At 30.8% G+C, this 20,862-nt stretch carries 18 protein-coding genes, 1 tRNA gene and 1 pseudogene; 13 read left to right on the top strand and 7 right to left on the bottom strand.

The genetic code is table 11. From position 1 onward, the window contains the following. The 4 genes from BLQ93_RS07495 to BLQ93_RS07480 all read right to left on the bottom strand — a co-directional run. A partial coding sequence (locus BLQ93_RS07495) for a methyl-accepting chemotaxis protein (RefSeq protein ID WP_143338718.1) occupies window positions 1–976 on the bottom strand: 976 nt, incomplete at its 3' end. 10 nt (window positions 977–986) lie between these two features. Further along, complete coding sequence (locus tag BLQ93_RS07490) at window positions 987–2,255, bottom strand: methyl-accepting chemotaxis protein (protein ID WP_092129347.1); 1,269 nt, start codon at window positions 2,253–2,255, stop codon at window positions 987–989. Next, window positions 2,248–2,661, bottom strand: a complete 414-nt coding sequence (locus BLQ93_RS07485; protein WP_092129345.1) for a hypothetical protein — start codon at window positions 2,659–2,661, stop codon at window positions 2,248–2,250. The genes BLQ93_RS07490 and BLQ93_RS07485 overlap by 8 nt, the downstream gene beginning before the upstream one ends. Before the next feature lie 3 nt (window positions 2,662–2,664). Continuing rightward, a complete protein-coding gene (locus BLQ93_RS07480; RefSeq protein WP_281182335.1) occupies window positions 2,665–3,174 on the bottom strand; it encodes a PAS domain-containing protein in 510 nt (169 codons plus the stop codon). Between the two features lie 257 nt (window positions 3,175–3,431). Here BLQ93_RS07480 and BLQ93_RS07475 point away from each other — a divergent pair, with 257 nt between their 5' ends. The 13 genes and pseudogenes from BLQ93_RS07475 to BLQ93_RS07420 all read left to right on the top strand — a co-directional run bounded on the left by BLQ93_RS07475 (window position 3,432) and on the right by BLQ93_RS07420 (window position 17,292). Further along, the gene (locus tag BLQ93_RS07475; RefSeq protein ID WP_092129341.1) at window positions 3,432–4,415 is read left to right on the top strand and encodes a pyridoxal phosphate-dependent aminotransferase; all 984 of its coding nucleotides are present in this window, start codon (window positions 3,432–3,434) and stop codon (window positions 4,413–4,415) included. Continuing rightward, window positions 4,412–5,767: a cobyric acid synthase gene (locus BLQ93_RS07470; protein ID WP_092129339.1), complete on the top strand. Its 1,356-nt coding sequence runs from the start codon at window positions 4,412–4,414 to the stop codon at window positions 5,765–5,767. Before BLQ93_RS07475 ends, BLQ93_RS07470 begins: the two co-directional genes overlap by 4 nt. Then, window positions 5,739–6,668 (top strand): adenosylcobinamide-phosphate synthase CbiB, encoded by a 930-nt coding sequence (gene cbiB / locus BLQ93_RS07465; RefSeq protein WP_092129337.1) that lies wholly within the window; start codon window positions 5,739–5,741, stop codon window positions 6,666–6,668. The genes BLQ93_RS07470 and cbiB overlap by 29 nt, the downstream gene beginning before the upstream one ends. After that, window positions 6,665–7,153 (top strand): bifunctional adenosylcobinamide kinase/adenosylcobinamide-phosphate guanylyltransferase, encoded by a 489-nt coding sequence (locus BLQ93_RS07460; RefSeq protein WP_092129335.1) that lies wholly within the window; start codon window positions 6,665–6,667, stop codon window positions 7,151–7,153. Before cbiB ends, BLQ93_RS07460 begins: the two co-directional genes overlap by 4 nt. After that, on the top strand, window positions 7,150–7,890 hold the full coding sequence (locus tag BLQ93_RS07455) for an adenosylcobinamide-GDP ribazoletransferase (RefSeq protein ID WP_092129333.1): 741 nt from the start codon (window positions 7,150–7,152) through the stop codon (window positions 7,888–7,890). Before BLQ93_RS07460 ends, BLQ93_RS07455 begins: the two co-directional genes overlap by 4 nt. A gap of 35 nt (window positions 7,891–7,925) precedes the next feature. Then, window positions 7,926–8,002: transfer RNA gene (locus BLQ93_RS07450), tRNA-Pro, on the top strand. Window positions 8,003–8,026: 24 nt separating this feature from the next. Further along, complete coding sequence (locus tag BLQ93_RS07445) at window positions 8,027–10,519, top strand: site-specific DNA-methyltransferase (protein WP_216818760.1); 2,493 nt, start codon at window positions 8,027–8,029, stop codon at window positions 10,517–10,519. Between the two features lie 2 nt (window positions 10,520–10,521). Beyond that, window positions 10,522–11,649, top strand: coding sequence for an ImmA/IrrE family metallo-endopeptidase (locus BLQ93_RS07440; RefSeq protein WP_092129331.1), 1,128 nt, complete (start codon window positions 10,522–10,524; stop codon window positions 11,647–11,649). Continuing rightward, a complete protein-coding gene (locus tag BLQ93_RS07435) occupies window positions 11,637–12,137 on the top strand; it encodes a DUF4411 family protein (RefSeq protein WP_092129329.1) in 501 nt (166 codons plus the stop codon). Before BLQ93_RS07440 ends, BLQ93_RS07435 begins: the two co-directional genes overlap by 13 nt. A 33-nt stretch (window positions 12,138–12,170) precedes the next feature. Next, complete coding sequence (locus BLQ93_RS07430) at window positions 12,171–15,137, top strand: DEAD/DEAH box helicase family protein (protein WP_159427512.1); 2,967 nt, start codon at window positions 12,171–12,173, stop codon at window positions 15,135–15,137. 90 nt (window positions 15,138–15,227) lie between these two features. Then, on the top strand, window positions 15,228–15,677 hold the full coding sequence (locus BLQ93_RS07425; protein ID WP_092129325.1) for a DUF262 domain-containing protein: 450 nt from the start codon (window positions 15,228–15,230) through the stop codon (window positions 15,675–15,677). Next, window positions 15,649–15,852, top strand: a pseudogene (locus BLQ93_RS09865) (DEAD/DEAH box helicase family protein); the annotation flags it as partial. The gene BLQ93_RS07425 and the pseudogene BLQ93_RS09865, both read left to right, overlap by 29 nt. 228 nt (window positions 15,853–16,080) lie before the next feature. After that, a complete protein-coding gene (locus BLQ93_RS07420; RefSeq protein WP_092129323.1) occupies window positions 16,081–17,292 on the top strand; it encodes a type I restriction-modification enzyme R subunit C-terminal domain-containing protein in 1,212 nt (403 codons plus the stop codon). Window positions 17,293–17,520: 228 nt separating this feature from the next. Here BLQ93_RS07420 and BLQ93_RS07415 read toward each other — a convergent pair whose 3' ends face one another. From BLQ93_RS07415 to BLQ93_RS07405, 3 genes are all read right to left on the bottom strand, one after another. Next, window positions 17,521–17,967, bottom strand: coding sequence for a pyrimidine dimer DNA glycosylase/endonuclease V (locus BLQ93_RS07415; RefSeq protein WP_092129321.1), 447 nt, complete (start codon window positions 17,965–17,967; stop codon window positions 17,521–17,523). 47 nt (window positions 17,968–18,014) lie between these two features. Then, window positions 18,015–19,793 (bottom strand): excinuclease ABC subunit UvrC, encoded by a 1,779-nt coding sequence (uvrC, locus tag BLQ93_RS07410; protein WP_092129319.1) that lies wholly within the window; start codon window positions 19,791–19,793, stop codon window positions 18,015–18,017. 75 nt (window positions 19,794–19,868) lie between these two features. After that, complete coding sequence (locus BLQ93_RS07405) at window positions 19,869–20,795, bottom strand: sulfurtransferase (RefSeq protein ID WP_092129317.1); 927 nt, start codon at window positions 20,793–20,795, stop codon at window positions 19,869–19,871. Between the last annotated feature and the right edge of the window lie 67 nt (window positions 20,796–20,862).

Here is a 20,862-nt window from a genome sequence, read left to right as displayed (position 1 = left end):
CTGTTATTTCTTTTGCTTCATCGGAAGATACCCTTATGTCTTCTGTTGATCTTGCAATACCGGATAGTGCATTTGCTGTGTCTTCTGTTGCGTGTGATATCTCTTTTGTGTTTGATGATACCTGCTCGCTTGAAGCAGATATTTGAGCAGCTGAAGTGGCAAGAGAGTTTACAGAAGATTGGACTTCTTTTGCCTTTGAAACAATCTGGCTAACAATATCTTTAAGTGTTGATATGAATTTGTTGAGATTGTCTGTTAGTTCTCCAAATTCATCATTTGAGTCCTTTGGCAATACAATAGTTAAATCACCACCACCTTTGGCAAGGGTGGAGACAAGAGAGTTTACATTTTTTAGAGGTACGAAAATTCTTCTATACAAAATTATCCATACTATAAACACCACGATAACCGTAAGAATCATAGCTATAACTACAACCAAAACTGTAGCAATAATATACTTTTGCATTAGTTGCTTTTCTTTATTATAACTTTGATTTTCTTGATTGATCATTTTTTGCAAAGCCAAAAAAGCATCGCGCCAGAAAATAATTTTTTGTTGCATTAGCCCGTCTATATAATCCTGAGCAGAGCCTTCAATTGCAGCTTGAATCATTTGGTTTTCAACTTTTTCATCTAATTTTAAGTTTTTTTGTAAATTTAAAAGTTGAATTTTTTGTTCTTGATTGGCTATACTAAAAGCATTTTTTAATGCTTTATCCATATTTTTTTGAGCAGCTTCAAAATTCTTTTTTGCTCTTTGATTTTCTGGATAAATTAAAATACTGTTTAGTGAAGCGTTTTTTTGTAAACCAGCTACCAAAATATCATTTAAATTACAAACCAAGTTTTGTTGCAAATCAGTTTTTTTTATGCTATTGTTTACATTGTATCCTAAAAAAGCGATAACCAATAGCAAAGCAATAGCACTTACAAGATAAAAACCATTTGAAAAATTAAGTAATTTTTTAATACTCATATTGCCTCCCTTAAATATTTTCTACAGCAAGACCTACTCTTATGCCACCCCAATGTTTGCCTTCTATAAAAACTGGTACACCAATATCTGCCATAACTTCACCAGTATCCCTTGGGTATACCTGAATGATCACGCTATCTGTGTTTCTTGCAACAGCTAATCCCACAGGGTCATTAAATATTCTCATGGATCGGTTTCCTACAAGATCCTTTTCGTAATTACCAGTTAAAGGTTTATCATAAATTGAATTGTGAATTAAATAACCGTTGTTATCTGTAAGCAAAAAAAACCTAAAGTTTGGATCCATATTAAGATATTTATCTTCAATAGGTTGAATGTATTTTTTAAAAAAGTCAGTAAACCTAGTGCGATATTTTTGAGGATTAGTGTTTGGAATTGGAATATAATTTCTATCCCATATATCTTCAGATGAAATTAAACCCTTTTTAATAGATTCTTCAATGAACTCTTTCATTTCTTTAGCACCCTGATTTGCAATTTCCACAACTTTTTCAAGCGGGCTACCTACTTTCACCTTTTTTATAATATTTGCTGCCTGCGAAGACATTTTGCTTAAATCTAAGCTTTTTGAGCTGATTTCATCAAGACTGTTTGATATTTCTTTAACTGCATTTGCAAGGTAGCCTACAGTTTGAGCTACTTCTTCTACTGAGCTTGACTGCTGCTCTATACCTGCAGTAATTGAGTTTATCATTTTGTTTGCCTGATTAATTTTATCTGCAAGGTTTTCAAAAGCTATAATCATATCTTGTACAGAATGCATATTTTTATCTATAGTGTCACCAATCATTTTATTTCCATCAATTAAACCATCAAAGTTTTCTGCAACAATATTTATCGTTTTTTCTATCTCTTTTGATTGCTTTTGTGTTTGCTCTGCAAGCTTTCTTATTTCATCTGCTACTACAGCAAAGCCCCTGCCATGCTCACCGGCTCTGGCTGCTTCAATAGCAGCATTCAAGGCAAGCAGGTTTGTTTGGTTTGATATATCATTTATGATATTTACAATTGATATTATACCATCTATCTGGTTTTGCAAATTTTCCATTGACTTATTATTATTTTCAAGCACTTTCATTGTTTGCTTTGAGCCATTGTTAATCTCGTCTGTTATTGCAATTGTTTTATTACTTATGTTATTTACCTCTTCCATAAAACGTGCAAAACCTTCCATGTTTTTTGAGATATCAGCAATTGATTTCGTTGAGTCATTCATTGTTTTATTTATTGCTTCTAAATTGTCTTTAGTTTCATTCATGTGATGTGTAAATATTTTTTAGCTCAAAGTTAAATTTTGCATTAAATACAGCTGTTTTTGTAGCATTAAGTATTAGCTCATTAAAAATATTTTTGGAAAATGTTAGCATGTCATTTAAAAAAACATCCACTGCTTGAATAAACTTTGGCATTTCATACTTTTTTGTTAAATCATGCTTTTCGTTTTGAAGCAACTGCATATACTCTTTGTTTGCTTTTATCGTTGGCCCAATTACTACTTTGTAGTAATACCAAAAATTTGCAATAGCAAAAGCTGTTGTAGCTATACTAAATGTATACATAAAGTACTGGTTTACAAATTCCCTAAAAAATATATAACCTATTGCTCCTCCTGCAAAATAAAGCAAAAAAGTTACGACAGTAAAAATTACAAGTTTATTAATCATAAATCACCCCCCATTTTTTAATAATTCAAAAAATTTATCTTTTGGCATTGGCTTATAAAAAAGATAACCCTGGAAATAATCGCAACCCATCGATTTTAAAGTATCAAACTGCCACCGATTTCTACACCTGCTGCAATCGTTTTGTCTGATTATTAACTGGTTTATTTGACTTAAAGCAAAAAATAGCTTTTCATATGCTTTTTCTTTTGTTTTATTAAATACTACAACCAGTCCTGAAGGTTTTCCTTCATACTCAATTGTATATGCAAAAATAGAAACTGGTACTTTAATTTTGTTTTTGCCAATAAGTACATATTCTTTGAGTTCTATGCTAAAAACCTCTCCTTGCATGCGTCTTTTTGCTATATTTTTTATCATTTCTAATTCTTTATCTGGAACATCAATCAAATCGTAAAAACTTTTTCCTAAAAGTTCATTATGATCATAGCCTAAAAATTCATTAAATGTTTTATTTGTATACACTATAGAACCATTATCCTGATAAATAAATATGCCAAATATTTTAGAATCTTTTAGTATTTCAGGAAAATTGTTAATTTGAACGCTCCTTTGCTAAACCAAACAAATCTAAAACGCCAAAACCTAAAAATCAAAAGCGCATATTATTATGTTACTGTATTATATTAAAAAATTTTTAATTTGTAAATAAAATTTTGCCATATTAATTATAAAATTAAATTGAGTATCAATATAAAGATATTTTTTGAGATTGACTAAGTGCATTCATTTAATATACTAGAGCTTAGGAAGTGTTTAAAAAGTTTACAATGGATAGTTTTTTTCATGGCGCTGATATTTATAGTTTTGCAAAAAAACTCAATATTAAACCAAAAGATGTTATTGATTTTTCTTCGAATATAAATTTTGTAAAGCCAAAAGTTAAGTTAAAAAACATTAATGTTAGCCCCTACCCTGACCCAAGATATGTTAAACTCAAAAAAGCTATCTCAAAAAAATACAATATTGATAAAAACTATATTCAACTGTTTAATGGTTCAACAGATGCAATATTTACCATTATAAATCACTTTGACGATGTTACTTTATACGCACCTATTTTTTCAGAATACAAAAAGGCAAATAAAGTACAATTAATAAATAGATTTTCAAATATGTACGAAATTCCGCCTAAAGACTCATTGGTTGTTTTTGTAAATCCTTCTACGCCAGATGGCACTTACTACGATTTAAAAAAATTTTTTGATATATGGTGCAAGCAAAATAATACAGTGCTAATAGATGAATCTTTTTTGGATTTTAGTGGTAAAAAAAGTGCACTTTGCTTTTTAAAGGATTTTGAAAAACTTATTATTTTAAAGTCTTTTAGCAAATTTTATGGATGTGCTGGTGTTAGAGTTGGCGTTTTAATAAGTAAAACAAAGTTTAAAGCACCTCTTTGGAACATATCTACATTTGATGAACAATTTATTTTACAAGCTTTAAAAGATAAAAAATTTGAAATTAAATCAAAAATTTATGTAGAAAAAAATAAACAATTATTGCGCGAAATTTTAGAAAATTCTGACTTATTTGAAAAAATATATGATTCAAGCACTAATTTTTTGTTAGCAAAGCTAAAACACATAAGCTCTATTGCTCTGCAGGATAAATTATCAGCTTACAATATATTAATCAGGGATTGTTCAAATTTTGATTTTTTAGATGAATTTCATGTTAGATTTGCCGTTAAAACCAAAAAAGAGCTAAAAATTCTAAAAAAGGCTCTGAAATGAACGACATATTGGTTTTAGGCTCATCATCCAGCGCTGGAAAATCTACAATTACAATGTTTTTATTGAATATTTTAAAGCAAAACAATATTAAAGCCCTACCCTTTAAAGCCCAAAATTTCTCAAACAATTCAACTGTTGCAGATGATAATACTGAGATTGCATTTGCTCAATACTTTCAAGCAAAATCTATTGATTTAAAAACTAGTTACTTTATGAATCCGTTACTTGTAAAATCAGCAAACAATCAAAAACTGCATATTATTTTAAATGGAAAATTTTTTGACGAGATAAATACAAGTGAGTTTTATGCAAATATTGATACTTTTAAATCCTCAATAGAAAAAAGCTACAAAAATCTGAAAAAGCAAGGTTTAATTGTAGCAGAAGGCGCAGGTAGCCCAACAGAGCTTAATTTTTTAGAAAAAGACTTGGCTAATGTTTTTATAGCAAAAACATTTAAACCAAAAATTGTATTTGTAGCAGATATTGAAAGGGGTGGTGTATTTGCAAGCATATATGGTACAAAAGAGTTATTAAAAAAAATTGGCCTTGAAATTTCTGGTGTTATAATTAACAAGTTTAGAGGCGATATAAGATTGTTTAACCAGGGAATAAAAATAATAGAAAATGAATTCGGCTTACCAATTTTGGGTATTTTGCCCTATAAAACATTAAATATTGGATATGAAGACAGCTTCAACATAGATAATTACAGTCAAAGTAAAAAACCACTTATTAGAGCAGGTGTTTATCGCTTTAGACACATAAGTAATTACTTTGATATAGAACCACTTGTTTTGGATAAAAATGTTGAAGTTACATTTTTTAGTGATTTAAATTTGGCAGAAATGTTTGATGTAGTAATTCTACCAGGCACAAGACAAACAGTTTTTGATCTTATGCTTTTAAAAAAACAAGATTACAAGGTTTTAAAAAAATGCAAAATTATAGCCTTATGTGGCGGCTATCAAATGCTATTTAGCGATATTTTTGACAATGTTGAATCAAATGTCAAGCATGCAAGAGGTTTGGGCTTAATTGATGGTCCTGTTTACTTTTTAAGAGAAAAAACACTAAAGCGTTCTGTTTACAAAATTATTGATTTCGACGTAGAAGGATTTGAGATGCATTTTGGACATACTGAAAAACTATTTTACGAAGATGAAAATATATTTGGCACGCTTGTGCACGAAGCGCTATTTAGCGATAAACTAAGGACTTACCTGTTAAAAAAAGTAAACCCAAATTATCCTGGTTTCTGCTATAAAAAAGCTTATAAAAAACACCTTGCACAATTTATACAAACATCTAAAATGAATTTTTATGTGGATAAGTTTATTAAACTCCTATAGTTTTTTAGCCTTTTGCGCATATCTGATTGATTATATTTTTGGATCAATAAAATTAAAATACCATCCTGTTGTTTTGATAGGTAAGTTTATAAGTTTTTTTGAAAGGCATTTTTACAAAGATAGCATAAAAGCAGGAGCAATTATTTTTATAATTACGAACTTATTGGCACTTTGTTTTGTTGGATTTATCTCTATTATTTTGCCAAAAATATACTGGTATGTTTTTGAAATAGGTCTATCTGGTATTTTGATTGCAAACAATATGCTTTATAAAGAAGTCAAAAAAGTTGTCCTTTCTGATAACCCGAGGCAAAAACTCAGGTATTTGGTTAGCCGTGATGTTGATAGCCTAAGTGAATCTGATGTTTACAAAGCCTGTATTGAAACTTATGCAGAAAACATAAATGACGCAGTTATTGCTCCGTTATTTTACCTATTGCTTTTTGGTTTGTGGGGGCTTGTAGTTTATAAATGCACAAATACGCTTGATTCAATGATAGGCTATAGAAACGCTCGTTATGAAAAATTTGGCAAAATTAGCGCAAGGGCTGATGATGTTTTAAACTTCATTCCAGCCAGATTAACTGCACTAATTGTGCTTTTTGTAAACAAAAAACTTAACTACATTAAAAATATTTCAAAACTATCAAGATACTATACAAGTCCAAACTCAGTTTATCCAATAGGAGCTTTTGCATATTCTCTTGAAGTTTGTCTGGGTGGTCCTACAAGTTATTTTGGTAAAGTAGTTTTTAAACCAACGCTTGGTTTTAATAAATGCAAACTCGATGAATCTGATGTATTTAGAGCACTTAGGCAAAAAAATAAAATAGATTTAGCAATTGTTTTGATATTGGTTTTGTTAGTTATAATAGAAAACTGGAGGATTTTTATTCGATGAATGCGCTTTTTATTGGTCCAAATAAAAGTGGCAAATCCCGACTTGCATTGGAATATACACTTAAAATTGCCCAAACAAAACCATATTTTATTGCAACAGGGATTGCAGTTGATGAAGAAATGAAAAAAAAGATTGAACTTCACAAAAAAGAACGAAAAAACAGTTTTATTACAATAGAAGAACCACTTTTTATCTATGAAAAGCTACAATCTATAAAAGAATACAAGCTACTTGATTGCCTGAGTTTTTGGGTTAGCAATATGTTATTGAGCAATAAGGAAAACGAAATTGAAAATACAGCACATAATATATCACAGATTCAAAATTGTGTATTTGTAATAAATGAAGTAGGAGCTTGCGTTATACCTGACAATGAACTTGCAAGAAAGTTTGCTCATTACAATGGGATTGTTGCTCAAATTATAGCCAAAAAATGTGATGAAGTGTTTTTATGCTCAGCAGGCATTAGTATAAAAATCAAATGAAAAAGTTTTTTATTGGTTTTGCAATAGCATGGAATATGCTAACAAATATACCATTATTTAGAATTTATACATTCAAAGAAGGCTACAATGCTTACGCATGTGTAAATTATGGTGTTGTGGGGTTTGTTTTAGGATTAATTGTCTATTTGCTTTGCAAAATTGCATGTATTGAGCCCTATATTCTGGTAAAAGTTTTAATATTTAGCTTTTATACGTTTTCTTATGGTGCACTTCATCTTGATGGCTTGTTTGACAGTCTTGATGCAATTTTTTTAAAAGCACCAAAAGAAAAATTATTGAGCATTTTAAAAGATCCCCACCTTGGTTCATTTTCTGTAATTTTTGGCACATTATTTATAATTACAAAATTGACTGCTTTTGTTTACCTTAAAAATATGTCTTTGTTTATTGTGGCGGTAAGTGCTTCGCGCTTTAGTGTAATATTTCCCATGAGATTTTTCCCATACATTTCTTCTGGTATGGCACAAAAGACAAAAAATGAGCTTAAAAGCTATCATTTAATAATTTCAAGTTTTATTGTGATTGCTATTTTATCGCCAATTTATAGGTTTTCAATTATAATTTTAATATTTAGCGTTTGCTGTAGCTTGTTTTTTGGCAATCTTTTGACAAAAAAATTTGGTGGCCTAAATGGTGATTTTTACGGATTGTTAATTGAAACAAATGAGTTACTTTTAATTTTGGTTTTTGTTTTTTTGGGTAAATATTTGTCTTGACACATTGGTACAAATTTCATAATTTATCTTCAGTGCGGGGCGTAGCGCAGTCTGGTAGCGCACCAGTTTCGGGTACTGGGTGTCGGAGGTTCAAATCCTCTCGCCCCGACCAGAACTTATTCGAGGTAGTTTAATCGTGACCAAAGAACAAAAGTTTTATAAAGCGTTACAGGATGTATTTATTGGCGCTAAGATTGAAGGCACTAGCGGTTTTATTAATTTGATGCGGATAAAATCAAACTACTATCGCAAGATTGAAGATATCCTCAAAAAAGATATTGAAACGGCTCTAGAAAAATATCCTGCTTTCAGAGATGAACTATTTGATAAGCTCTACTCCTTTTTTAACCGCTATTTTACAGAAAGTGGCTCAATCTATTTCAACTCAACGCCATTTCATAATAACATCTACGAAAAAGTTTATACCGATGAAAAGGATGTTATTCTATTCTGGAAAACGCAGATGCTCTACTATGTCAAAACCGACAGGATTTTTAGAAGTTTGCCGGTTGAGTTTGACGGATTTAAATTTTACTTTGACGCTTCTACCATAGAAAACAAAAAAGCCAATGAAAAAAGAAGTTTGATTTTTGAACTCAAAGAAATAAAACAGGATAAGACAGTTGTTTTTAATGTGCATTACGCTGAAAAAGGCAGAGTAACAAAGGCAGAAGACATACTTAAAGAATTAAAGAGAAAGCATATTCAGATTACCGAAGAACAATTAGAACGTGCCTTCAGGGTTTTTGAAAAGCAAAGTGAAGTAGACTTCTTTATCAATAAAAATGCCAAAGCATTTTTACAAGAGCAATTTAAACTCTGGAGTTATCAGTATTTCTGGGATGGGGCAAAAGAATGGGACGCTGATAGAGTTAATCAACTGCAAATCCTGAAAAGTATTGCTTTTAAAATTATTGACTTTATTTCGCAGTTTGAAGACGAGTTAGTAAAAATCTGGAATAAGCCGAAGTTTGTTAAGAATTCAAACTATGTGATTACACTGGATAGAATCATTTTTGCTTGTCATTCTGAGCAAAGCGAAAAATCTCTAAAACTCGTTGAAAAAATATTAAAACATAATGGTATAAATGATCAAATAAAAGAGTGGCAGGAACTGGGCATAGTAGATGAAAGCTTTAAAACAAGCGATATTTTTGAAACCGATTTAACTGGGAAACATCTATCTAAAAAATACGAGCATTTACCAATTGATACAAAATACTTCAAGGATTTAGAGCTTGAAATTTTGAGCCAGTTTGATGATTTAGACAAATCTCTAGATGGTTGGCTGATAAAGAGCGAGAACTATCAGGCATTAAATACAATACTGCCGAAATTCAAAGAAAAAGTGCAAACGATTTATATTGACCCACCGTTTAATTTGGATTCTTCTGACCAATTTCTTTACCGCACCAATTACAAAGATGCCAACTGGGCAACTTTACTTGAAAACAGATTGAGAATTGCCAAAGAGTGGCTGAACGAAAAAGGAAGCATTTTTGTGCGATGCGATTACAACGGAAACTGGATTGTGAGATGTTTGATGGATGAGATTTTTGGAAAGGAGAATTTTAGGAATGAATTAATAATTAGCAGAATAAGCAAACAAGATCCAAAAGTTCAAAAATTCAATACTGCAACAGACTCATTGTTTTTTTATTCCAAGACTGACGCTTTTCAATTCAATCTTTTATTCAAGCAATTAGCAAAGGCAAAAGCTGAAAGATGGCATGCAATGGATTCGCAAGGACAAGGACAAGCACTTTACATTTTTGATTATTTATTTCACCCTCCAAAAGGACGACACTGGACATATGGACAAGAGAATATAAAACAAATGGAAAATGAAAAGAGGATAAGAATAAAATGTAGAAAATGCGGATATATTCACATTTCAGGTTCTTGGAAAGGATGCCCAAAGTGTAAAAATAAAGAAGATGTTAAAGTTGAATATCTGTTAGCTCCAACAGAAATAAAACAGATCGATTCAAATTGGACGGATGTTTCTGGTTATACTTCTAATTGGGATTTTCAAACAGAAAATTCTGAAATTTTGCTTAAAAGAGCGATTGAGACAGCTTCAAATAAAAATGATTTAGTTATAGATTTCTTTTTAGGCTCTGGCACAACCACCGCAGTAGCGCACAAACTCGGTAGAAAATGGATTGGCGTTGAGATGGGAGAACACTTTTATACTGTAGTTTTACCAAGAATGAAAAAAGTTTTGGCTTATGATAAATCGGGCATTTCAAAAGAAGTAAAAGAATATCAAGGCGGTGGATTCTTCAAATACTACGAACTTGAGCAATATGAAGAAGCATTGGCAAATACGGTTTATGAAAATCACGATATGTTTATTGCAGGCAATAAATCCCCTTACGAGCAATATGTGTTTTTGAAAGACGAGAAGATGCTTAAAGCGTTGGAAATAGATTATGAAAATAACAAAGTCAAAGTGGATCTATCAAAACTCTATCTGAATATAGACATTGCCGAGACATTGTCTAATCTTACCGGCAAGTGGATTAAGAAAATAAGTAATGATGATGTTGAGTTTGAAGATGGTACAAAAATTAACATCAAAGATTTGGATTATAAGATAATAAAACCTTTAATTTGGTGGGAGTAAATATGAAAGTAACAAACATTAATGTCAATATCTTAGAAGAACTTTCACAGAGGATGCCTGAACAAACAGATCAGGCAAAAAATAAATTTCCGAAATATGACAAATGGATAAAAGGAGTGGACTATCCAACATATAATCAGTTAATTGAACTTTCTAAAATATTTCATATTCCTTTTGGTTATTTCTTTTTAGAAAAACTTCCTGAAAGAAAATACCCAATACCGCACTATAGAACTTTACAAGACGGTGATTTCGTTCCGTCCAATGAGTTGCTGGAAACCATTCAGTTTGCTCAAAAAATACAGGAATGGGCAAAGGAAATTTTATTGGAATGGGGACAGGAAAAACTGCCTTATTGTGGGAAGTATAAAGATAATTATAATGCAGAAGAAGTATTGGAAAAAATAAAAGATATTTTTGAAATTCAAGATGGTTGGGCAAGCAGAAAATCTACATGGACAGAAGCATTGAATTATTTAATTGATAAAGCAGAAGAAAAAGGAATCATTGTTCTTAGAAATGGAGTAGTTGGGAATAATACTCGTCTTAAATTAAATGTAAACGAGTTCAGAGGATTTGTATTATACGATGAAATAGCACCAGTAGTGTTTATAAATAATAACGATGCCATCTCTGCAAAAATATTTACACTTATCCACGAAGTAGTTCATATTTTAATTGGTCAAAGTGCATCCTTTGATTTACAAAATTTTCAATCTGCAAATAATCGAATAGAAATATTTTGTGATAAATGCACAGCCGAATTTTTAGTACCAGAAGAAGAAATTAGAAATATCTATAGACAAAAAACAGATTTGGAAGGATTAGCAGGGTATTTTAAAGTTAGTCAGATAGTGATATTGCGGAGATTATTGGATACATCTATAATCACACAACAAGAATTTTATGAACAATTCAAAAAGTTATATAAAAAAGAAATCAAAGCACCACAGAGTTTTGGGGGTAATTTTTACCAAACTCTTCCTACTCGTTTAAGCAAAAGATTTTTGCATATACTAAATACTGCGGTTAAAAACAATACTATCCTATTTAGAGATGCTTTGAGAATTACTAACTTGAGTTCTAAAACTTATGATACTCTTATTCAGCGTGCAATATGGTATACCTAATTGACTCAAATACTTTTATGACTGCTGCAAGATTTTTTTATTCATTTGAGTTTGGGACTAAGTTTTGGGATTTTTTATTGGAATGGGCTCAAAATAGTACCGTTGCCAGCATAGATAAAGTTTTTGATGAAATCAATAAAGGTTATGATGATTTAAAAAAATGGGCTAATGAAAAATTCAGAGAGTATTTTTTAAATACAAAAAATGAACAAGTTTTTCTCCAATATGCAGAACTTGTGCGATGGGCAGATAAACAAAACAATCATTATATGAGAAATGCTATAGATGACTTTATGAAAGAAGATAATGCGGATCCATGGTTGATTGCTTTTGCTTTAATAGATAAATCTAATTATACTATTGTAACTTTTGAAAAACCAAATCCAACAAGAAAAAATAAGATACAAATCCCTAATGTTTGTCAAGAGTTTGGTGTTGAATGTTGTGATTTATATGCTATGCTAAAAAACTTAAATTTTAGATTATAAACTAGTAAAACCTGTAATCTGGTGGGAATGATTATGAAACTATACTTACAAAACGTTGTAGAAAATTTTAATTTAAACAATCTTCCTGCCGATTGGTTGGGTGTTGATTTTGAAGTTTTTTCTAACAGTAAAAAATTATACGAGTACCAGCAAAAGGCATTGGAACATGCGTTAAAAACATTGTTTCTTTATTTTGAAGAGGATAAGGCAGATAAAACGAATTTTTTCACACGGTATCAAAAAAACGGATTAACCGAAGATTTGAGCTACAATCTGAAAAAGGAAAGCAAATCTTTAAAATATCTTTTAGATTACGATATAGAATTCCCCATTCAGGATGACAAGATTTCATTTAAATATTTTATAAATCGTATGTCCTTCTGGATGGCTACTGGTTCTGGTAAAACTCTTGTTATTGTAAAGTTACTTGAATTACTTGGTTATCTTATTCAAAATCAGAAAATACCTAAAAAGGACATACTCTTTTTAACTTATAGGGACGACTTAATTGAACAATTTAAAGAGCATGTAGGTGAGTTTAACCAAACAAATTCACTACGAATCAATCTAATTAATCTAAAAGAATATTCATCAAGAAAACAAAATCCGATGCTTCCATTTGGGAACAGCCTAGATGTTTATTACTACCGCAGTGATTTGATTTCAGATGAACAAAAAGACAAAATAGTTAGCTACAAAAATTATGAAAATTACGGCAACTGGTATATTATCTTAGACGAAGCCCACAAAGGAGACCCCGAAGACAGCAAACGGCAGGTGTTCTATTCTATTCTTTCCCGCAATGGCTTTATGTTCAATTTCTCTGCCACCTTCACCGATGATCGAGATTTTGCAACATGTGTATATAACTTTAACCTTGCTCGATTTATTGAAGATGGATATGGCAAACACATATACATTTCGCAGGAAAATATAAAAGCATTAGAAAACAAAAATGATGTTCTTTTAGAAAAGGAAAAACAGAAAATACTTTTGAAAATACTTTTACTTCAAACTGCGATAAACAAGCAATATAAAAGCATAAAAGAAAAACACCCCGATAAAAAACTCTATCATAAGCCATTGCTGCTTACTCTGGTAAACTCGGTAAATACCAATGACTCCGACCTTGAAATGTTCTTTAAAGAAATTGAAAAAATTGCATCTGGCAACTGGGATGATGCCTTGCTTAACGATGCAAAAAAAGAACTGCAAAGAGAATTAGATAAACCCGATGCAAAATTTGAGTTTGAGGGAGTACATCTGGATAAGAGAATTCTGAATGTTTTAGAAGGTATTCAATTTAATGATATTTTAGAATCAGTATTTAATTCTAAAACTATCGGCACGATAGAGGTTTTAAAAATTCCATCTAACAAACAGGAACTTATATTTAAACTAAAAACATCTTCACAGCCCTTTGCTCTGATGAAAATAGGAGATATTACCGAATGGATTAAAAATAAGCTTACAGGTTATGAAATCATTGAAAAGTTTGACAACGAAAGTATTTTCAAAAATATTAACCACAGCGAAGATATCAATATCTTAATGGGCTCTCGTTCTTTTTACGAAGGCTGGGATAGCAACCGCCCGAACCTGATTTTGTTTATCAACATCGGTAAAGGCACCGATGCCAGAAAGTTTGTTTTGCAGTCCATCGGACGTGGTGTTAGAATTGAACCCATTCCAAACAAAAGAAAAAGAGCACAGTTTTTATATAACAATAAAGAACTTGATAGTCAGCTTTATACATCCATAAAGGACACCATTGAACCATTAGAGACTTTATTTGTATTTGGCACAAAAGCAGATAACCTGGAAGAAATAATAAAAACTATGAAGCAGGAAAAACCGGAAGTATTGCTGGGCGATTTGTTTGAAATCAATCCGGATGTAAAGGACAAACTTCTTTTAATTCCCACTTATAAATACTCTGACAAAATAATTGTAGAAGAACAAAATGTGGTGAAATATCCCATTCATTCGGATGATTACAATAATGTAAAGGAATATTTTAATTATTTAGGAGATAAAACTTGTTTGGCTAAATATGACTGTAATTTAAAGGTACTTCAAAGATTAAAAGACGGTTTTAATGGAAAGGCAAATGATTATTTTTTAATTAGTAAAGAAGAAAAAATAATTAACAATCCTGATTTTATATTAAGACAGATATTCAGGCATTTTGAAAACAAATTAAAAGAGTTTAGTGATTTCAAAAAATTAGAGGAAGAAATTATTCATTTTAAGCGAATCCATATCAGTGCAGAGAAATTAAACGCATTAAGAGAAAAAATTGAAAAGGTAAAAAAAGGGAAGTATAAAGATGCTATAATAAATGAATTAAAAGAAAAATTAGATAAAAAAGAAATTGATATTGACGAATACACAAGTCAAATTGAAAATATCACGACTAACCTTGTAAAAGAAGCAGAAACTACTTACTCATCTAATGAGAAACTCAAAATAAAACTACTTAACAATCACTATTACTTACCTGTAATGTTGACAGAGTCAGAAAGGGCTGAATTTATACAGCATATAATTAGACACAAAAGTGAAGTGGATTTTATTAAAGAATTAGAAAATCATTTACAACAGGAAAACAATTTCTTCAAACAGTTTGATTGGTGGTATTTCTCAAAAATAGATGAAACATTAGATGAAGTTTATATTCCTTATTACAATCCGAAAGAAAATAAAATCGCGAATTTCAATCCGGACTTTATTTTTTGGTTAAAACCTAAAAAGATAGAAAAATATCTCATTGTCTTTATTGATCCCAAGGCGACAACTTACGCTGATGCAAATTACAAAATTGATGGCTATAAAAAGATTTTTGAAGAAAATAATAAAGTCAAAGTTTTTCCCTGTAAGATAATAGTAAAACTTTTTATGTGGGGCAAGAATAATACGGGAGCAGAATACGCAAATTATTGGACAAACAGCTTTGATAATTTTGCCAATAAAATAAATTCACACCTGCAACTTGAGTAAAGTAAATAGTTTTTTATTTCTTTTGGAAAAACTGTTATATGAATCGAGAAGTATTAGATGAGATATGAGGGCATAAAATAGGAGCAAATTATGAAGGCATCTGAAACAAAAATTCAACCTATTCTTGAAGGAACAAAACAATATGTTGTTCCACTTTTTCAACGTTCATATAGTTGGCAAAAAACTGAATGGGAAGTTTTATGGGATGATATTATAGAACTTTATGAGATGGAAAACCCCCGTACTCATTTTTTAGGTTCCATAGTAACAATGCCAACTACTTCTGTCCCTGAAGGTGTTATGAAATATCTTTTAATAGATGGACAACAACGACTTACAACACTTTTTATTATACTGACTTTAATACGTGATAAATCGCCCAAGCTTGCTGGTGAAATAGAAGATACACTTTTAACTAATCCCTACAAACAGGGGATTGATTATTTTAAATTTCTCCCAACTAATGTTGATAGAGAAATTTTCCAAGGATTAATCAAGAAGGAAAAAATAAATTGCCTGGATTCGCTCTTCAAATTATAAGCAATACAGAAATTATAATGTTCATATTGTTGTCATTGATACACTTGAAAATATATTTCAGGATATTCCTAATAGCTTTTATGACTTATTAATCGTTGATGAATGCCACCGTTCAATAAATATCAATCGTAAACTCATCTTTGACCATTTTTTATGCCCACGTATTGGATTAACCGCTACACCCAAAAAGGCAATTTTAGATAAGAACGCAAAAGATATAACAGAGGAAGATTTAGAGATTTTAGATACCTATAAACTTTTCGGCTGTGAGACAGGAGAACCTGATTATCAATTTGATTTAGCAAAGGGCATTGATGAGGGATTTTTAGCACCATACAGGGTTTTAGAAATAAAAACCTTTCTTACAAGAGAGGCAGAGGAAAAAGGAATTGAATTTAATTATGTGTTTGATATTGATGAGCGAAAAAAGATTGAATTAGACCGAACAAAAAAACTTAAACTTGAACAGATGGAAAAAAAATATCTATCAGAAGAAAGGGCGATGAGGATTGCTGAAGAAATTAAGAACAATACTGAATATGGCGAAAAGATGATATTATTTGGTGTAAGTCAGGCACATTGTCTTATGCTTGCAAATGCAATAAATAAACTATTTGAAGATAATGAAGAAGTTGCACCAAGATATGCAGAGGCAATTATTTCAGATAATGGTGAGGTAAATACCACGCTGAAAGAATGGTTTAAAAATCCAAACCGCAAGCCATATATTGCAGTATCAGTTGATATTATGAGCACAGGTGTTGATATTCCCTGTGTTAGATATATTGGCTTTTCCGCTTTAACAAAATCCGTTGGTAAATATATTCAGATGTTAGGCAGGGGAACACGACTTGACCCAAAATCCGGAAAATTCAGTTTTACCGTTCTTGACTTTGTTGGGCTATGTAAAAGGATGGAAGATAATGGAAAAGGCACTCCAAAAGAAAATAAAAAGATCGTCAAGGAAATGGTTGGTGGTCGCAGTATTTCTTTAGTTAAAGAAACTCCTTCTGGATATTTTTTAATACCAAATCCTGACCCTGCAAATTTAATTCAGCGAGTATGGATTCATGGAGATAAAATAGAAGTTATTGATAATATCCCCATAGAAGAAGCAAGAAAGCTATTTGAAGAAGAAGCAAAACAACCTAAAAAGGAGGAAGTATTGGAGTTAAAGAATAAGATTGAGAAAACTCCTGATTATCTTCCTGAGGATAAAGACCTAGAAATACTCAAAGACTGGATAAAAAATCCAGAGATTTATCTTGATGAAGAACAATTAAAAAAGATTTATGACTATCCTCAGGGGAATATTTGGGATTTCTTTTTACATGCAATTGAAAAAAGAAAAATACCATCTCTTGAAGAGCGAATAGAAAAAGGATTTTTTGAATATATTAAAAGAACCAAGTTTAATGATGATCAAATAAAAGTCCTATCTAGGATGATAAATATTCTGGCACAGAATTACATTAAAAAAAGAAGGTTGAATTTTGATGATATCTTTTCTTCTCCAGTTTACGAACAAATAATCGGCAGGGAAAAAGATTTAAAAAAGATTTTTCCAAACAATTTTGAAAATGTTCTAAAAGATTTAGAATCTATTATTAATTAAATTTTTGATATACTGGAATTATAACGTTTGTAAGAAATTAAAACTACTAAAAATAAAAAAGTCCGGCTGCGCCACGCCAATTCAATTTTAGAAGTAAGGTAATAACCTGTACCCTTTTATTTGGGGTAAAATAAATACTGGCAAAGAATATGAAAATTATTGGATAAATGATTAAGTAGGAGTTTTGCTCGAAAAAAGTTTCAAGCTTAGTTTAATAATGTTAATCAGTTAAGCTTTTTTGGTTTTCTCCCATTCTTCAATGTCGCCTTCAATTACATAAAACAAAGGGTTGGTTGAGATTTTGTCGCTACTTAATTTAAGCAAAAATTCATACCTATTTTTGTCCCTTAACTTGAGCTTATTTAACAAATGGTTGTATTCAAATTCAAGCTGACCTCTCTTTAGGGGAATTTTTTCGACAAGTAAGTTTAGAGTTGATATTTTGCTTACATTAAAATTATAATTCCTATTTCTTGCTTCTAAATATACAAAGTACAAAAAAGAATCGATAGCATTTAATGGGTCACTATAAGCTTTAAATCTATTAAGTTGTGGATGATTTTTATAGCCTTTGGTTAAAGACAAAAGGACTTTTTTTGCAAGTAGTCCTTCTCTCCACAGCGCAAGTAAACCTTTTGTATCTAAATAAACAGGATGCAAAGACCATAATCTCATGAAAATATTATAACTACAGGTATATTTTTTTCAATAAACAATTTTGCCTAAAAATCTTTTAATTTTTCTTTTATCATTTGAGCAATAGATTCGCTTATGCCTTTTATGGAGGCAATATCTTTTAACGGGGCATTTTTTATATTTTCTATACTGCCAAATTTTTCAAATAATTCTTTTTTTCTTTTTGGACCAATAAATTCTATTCTGTCAAGCGCACTTGCAATTGTTGTTTTGCTTCTTAGATTTCTGTGATATGTGTTTGCAAAGCGATGAGCTTCATCTCTTAGCTTTTGCAAAAAGTTTAAAACTTTTTTATCTGTTTCAACTTTGCCATGTTCTAAATACACGCTATCTTCAACATCATATAAGCTTCTTATGGTTTTATGATCAATCTTTTCTTTTGCTATAGCAATAGCTTTTACACCACAAAAACTTGCTGCTTTTAATTGTATAGGTCCGCCATCAAGTATAACTACATCTGGCAAAATGAGTTTTGAGTTTTTTATCAAATTAATATGCCTGCAAATAGCTTCTTTCATAGATTCATACTCGAATTTTGATTCAAGTTTGTATTTTCTATAGTAGGATTTGTTAAAACCTGAAATATCAAACCTTACAACACCTGCAACTACATATTCAAAGCTAATGTGTGCTATATCAAATACGTCAAAATAATACGGTATTTTTTCAAGTCCAAGTAATAATTTTATCTGTTTAAAAACTTCCAAATTTGCTTTGAGTTTTGAAAGATGCAAATCCAGCTGTTCTTTGGCATTGTTTTTTGCCAATTCCAATATTTTGAGGTTTTCTCCTTTTTTTGGAAAGACAATTTCTACCTTTTTTTCAAAAATACTATTGGATAATTCAAGGGGTTCGCTTATTAAAATTTTTTTAGGCAAAAGTTCTCCCTGAAGATAGTATTGTATGACAAATTCCTGTTTTGATTCCAAATCAAATGACTTATTAAAAAAGAAGCTTCTACCAGCAATAACCTTGCCTAACCTTACATTTAAAACATAAACGCAAGTAATATCGTCTTTTTCCAAAAACGCAAAACAATCCAAAATTTGTGCTTTTGTATCTGTTACAATAGGTTTTTCTTTTAATATATTGATTGCTTCAAGTGAATCTCTAAGCTCAATTGCTTTTTCAAATTGTTCTTCGTTTGCATATTTTTTTATCTGTTCGATGATTTTATTTTTTAGCACATCGTGATTTTTTGACAAAAGAAGCTTTATTTCATCAATTAATTTTAAATAGTCTTGTTTGCTTACCATCTGGGCACAGGGCGCAAGACACTTTTTCATCTGATAATAAATACATGGTTTTTGATTTGTTTTTTGACAGCTTTTGTCATCTTTTTGTATAATTTTATACGAATCTTTTATAACTTTTATAAGCATATGCAAGCTTTCTGCTGAAGGAAAAGGACCAAAATAAAAATCATCTTTGTTTTTTATGCGTCGTGAGTATGTAACACGAGGAAAATTTTCGCTATAAGTTATTCGTAAGTAAGGGTAGCTTTTATCGTCTCTAAATACAATATTGTATGGTGGACGTTGTTCTTTTATTAAATTTGATTCTAAAAGTAATGCTTCTTCTTCATTTTTTGTAACAATGATTTCAACACTGTGAGCTTCCTGTATCATCTTTTGTTTATAAGGATCAATATTTTTTCTTAGATAAGAAGCCAATCTGTTTCTTAGATTTTTTGCTTTCCCTATATAGAGCAGTTCGTTTTGGCTTGAATATATTTTATATACACCAGAAAGTTTTGGGATTTGACGCAAAAGTGTTTTATCTAAGAAAATTTCAACACCGTTCATATAGTCAATTATAACAAAAAAATGTATTTTTAGAATATGTAAGCAAAGCTTTTAAGCTTTGCTTACAAAAAAGTATCAGAGGGGGGATGCACCTGTAACGATTGGTATATTTGGATTTCTTGATGCGCTAACCATTGAGCCGTTATATGTAAAAACCAGCTCATTATTAAATAAAGCTCTTTCTACAAACCATAAACCGCTAGCAAAGTAACCTGTGTTGCAATATGAAATAATTGGTTTATTATTATCCAAACCAGCTTTTTTAAGTAAGCTCTCAATTTCTTGTGGTGTTTTAATTAAAAAGTAATTATCAACTTTTTTAACGCACTCGCCTACTGGCAGGTTAACTGCCCCTTTTATGTGGCCATATTTTGCAAGTCGTTTATCACTTGTAAACTCACCTATGTATTGAGCAAATGGTCTTACATCGACAAGTTGAATTTTATTTTCATTTTTAACTGCCCATTCAACAAAATCGCTAAATACATAAGTTTGTGGTGTATTGCGCTTTATTACAAAATGTGTTTTTGGTAGCGCAACTTCGCCTGATTGAACTGGTCTTTTTTCATCAACCCATTTTTCAAAACCACCATTCATAAAATACACATTTTCAACGCCAGCCCATTTTAGAGCCAAAATAACCCTTGTAGCATTTGTTAAGAAAAATGCAGGATTATCTCCTCCAGAATAAACGATTACAGTGTCAGTTGGTAAAATTCCAGCATTTGATAAAGCTGCTTCGAGTTGTGAGTTACTAGCAATACTTGCAGCTTTAACACCATATTGTTCACTAAAAAGCTCGCCCGTTGGTGTTAAATTTACAGCATTGGGTAAATGTGCTTTTAGATATGCTTCTTGTGGTCTTGTATCTATAATTACCACACCTTTTTTACCAATCATAGATGCAACTTCTTGAGTGCTTAAAATACCAACTTTTGCAAAAGCAAAGTTAAACAATAAAAGCAAAGATAAACATACCATCCATGCTAAACGCTTTAGCATAAGTACCCCCTTTTAAGTAAGTTTCTCACTATATAATATACACATATTATTAAATTTCAACCCCAAA

It is taken from the genome of Desulfurella multipotens (assembly GCF_900101285.1).
GTDB classification, from domain to species: domain Bacteria; phylum Campylobacterota_A; class Desulfurellia; order Desulfurellales; family Desulfurellaceae; genus Desulfurella; species Desulfurella acetivorans.
Note: the sequence above shows the minus strand (reverse complement) of the source record. Positions and strands in the feature narration are given on the sequence as shown.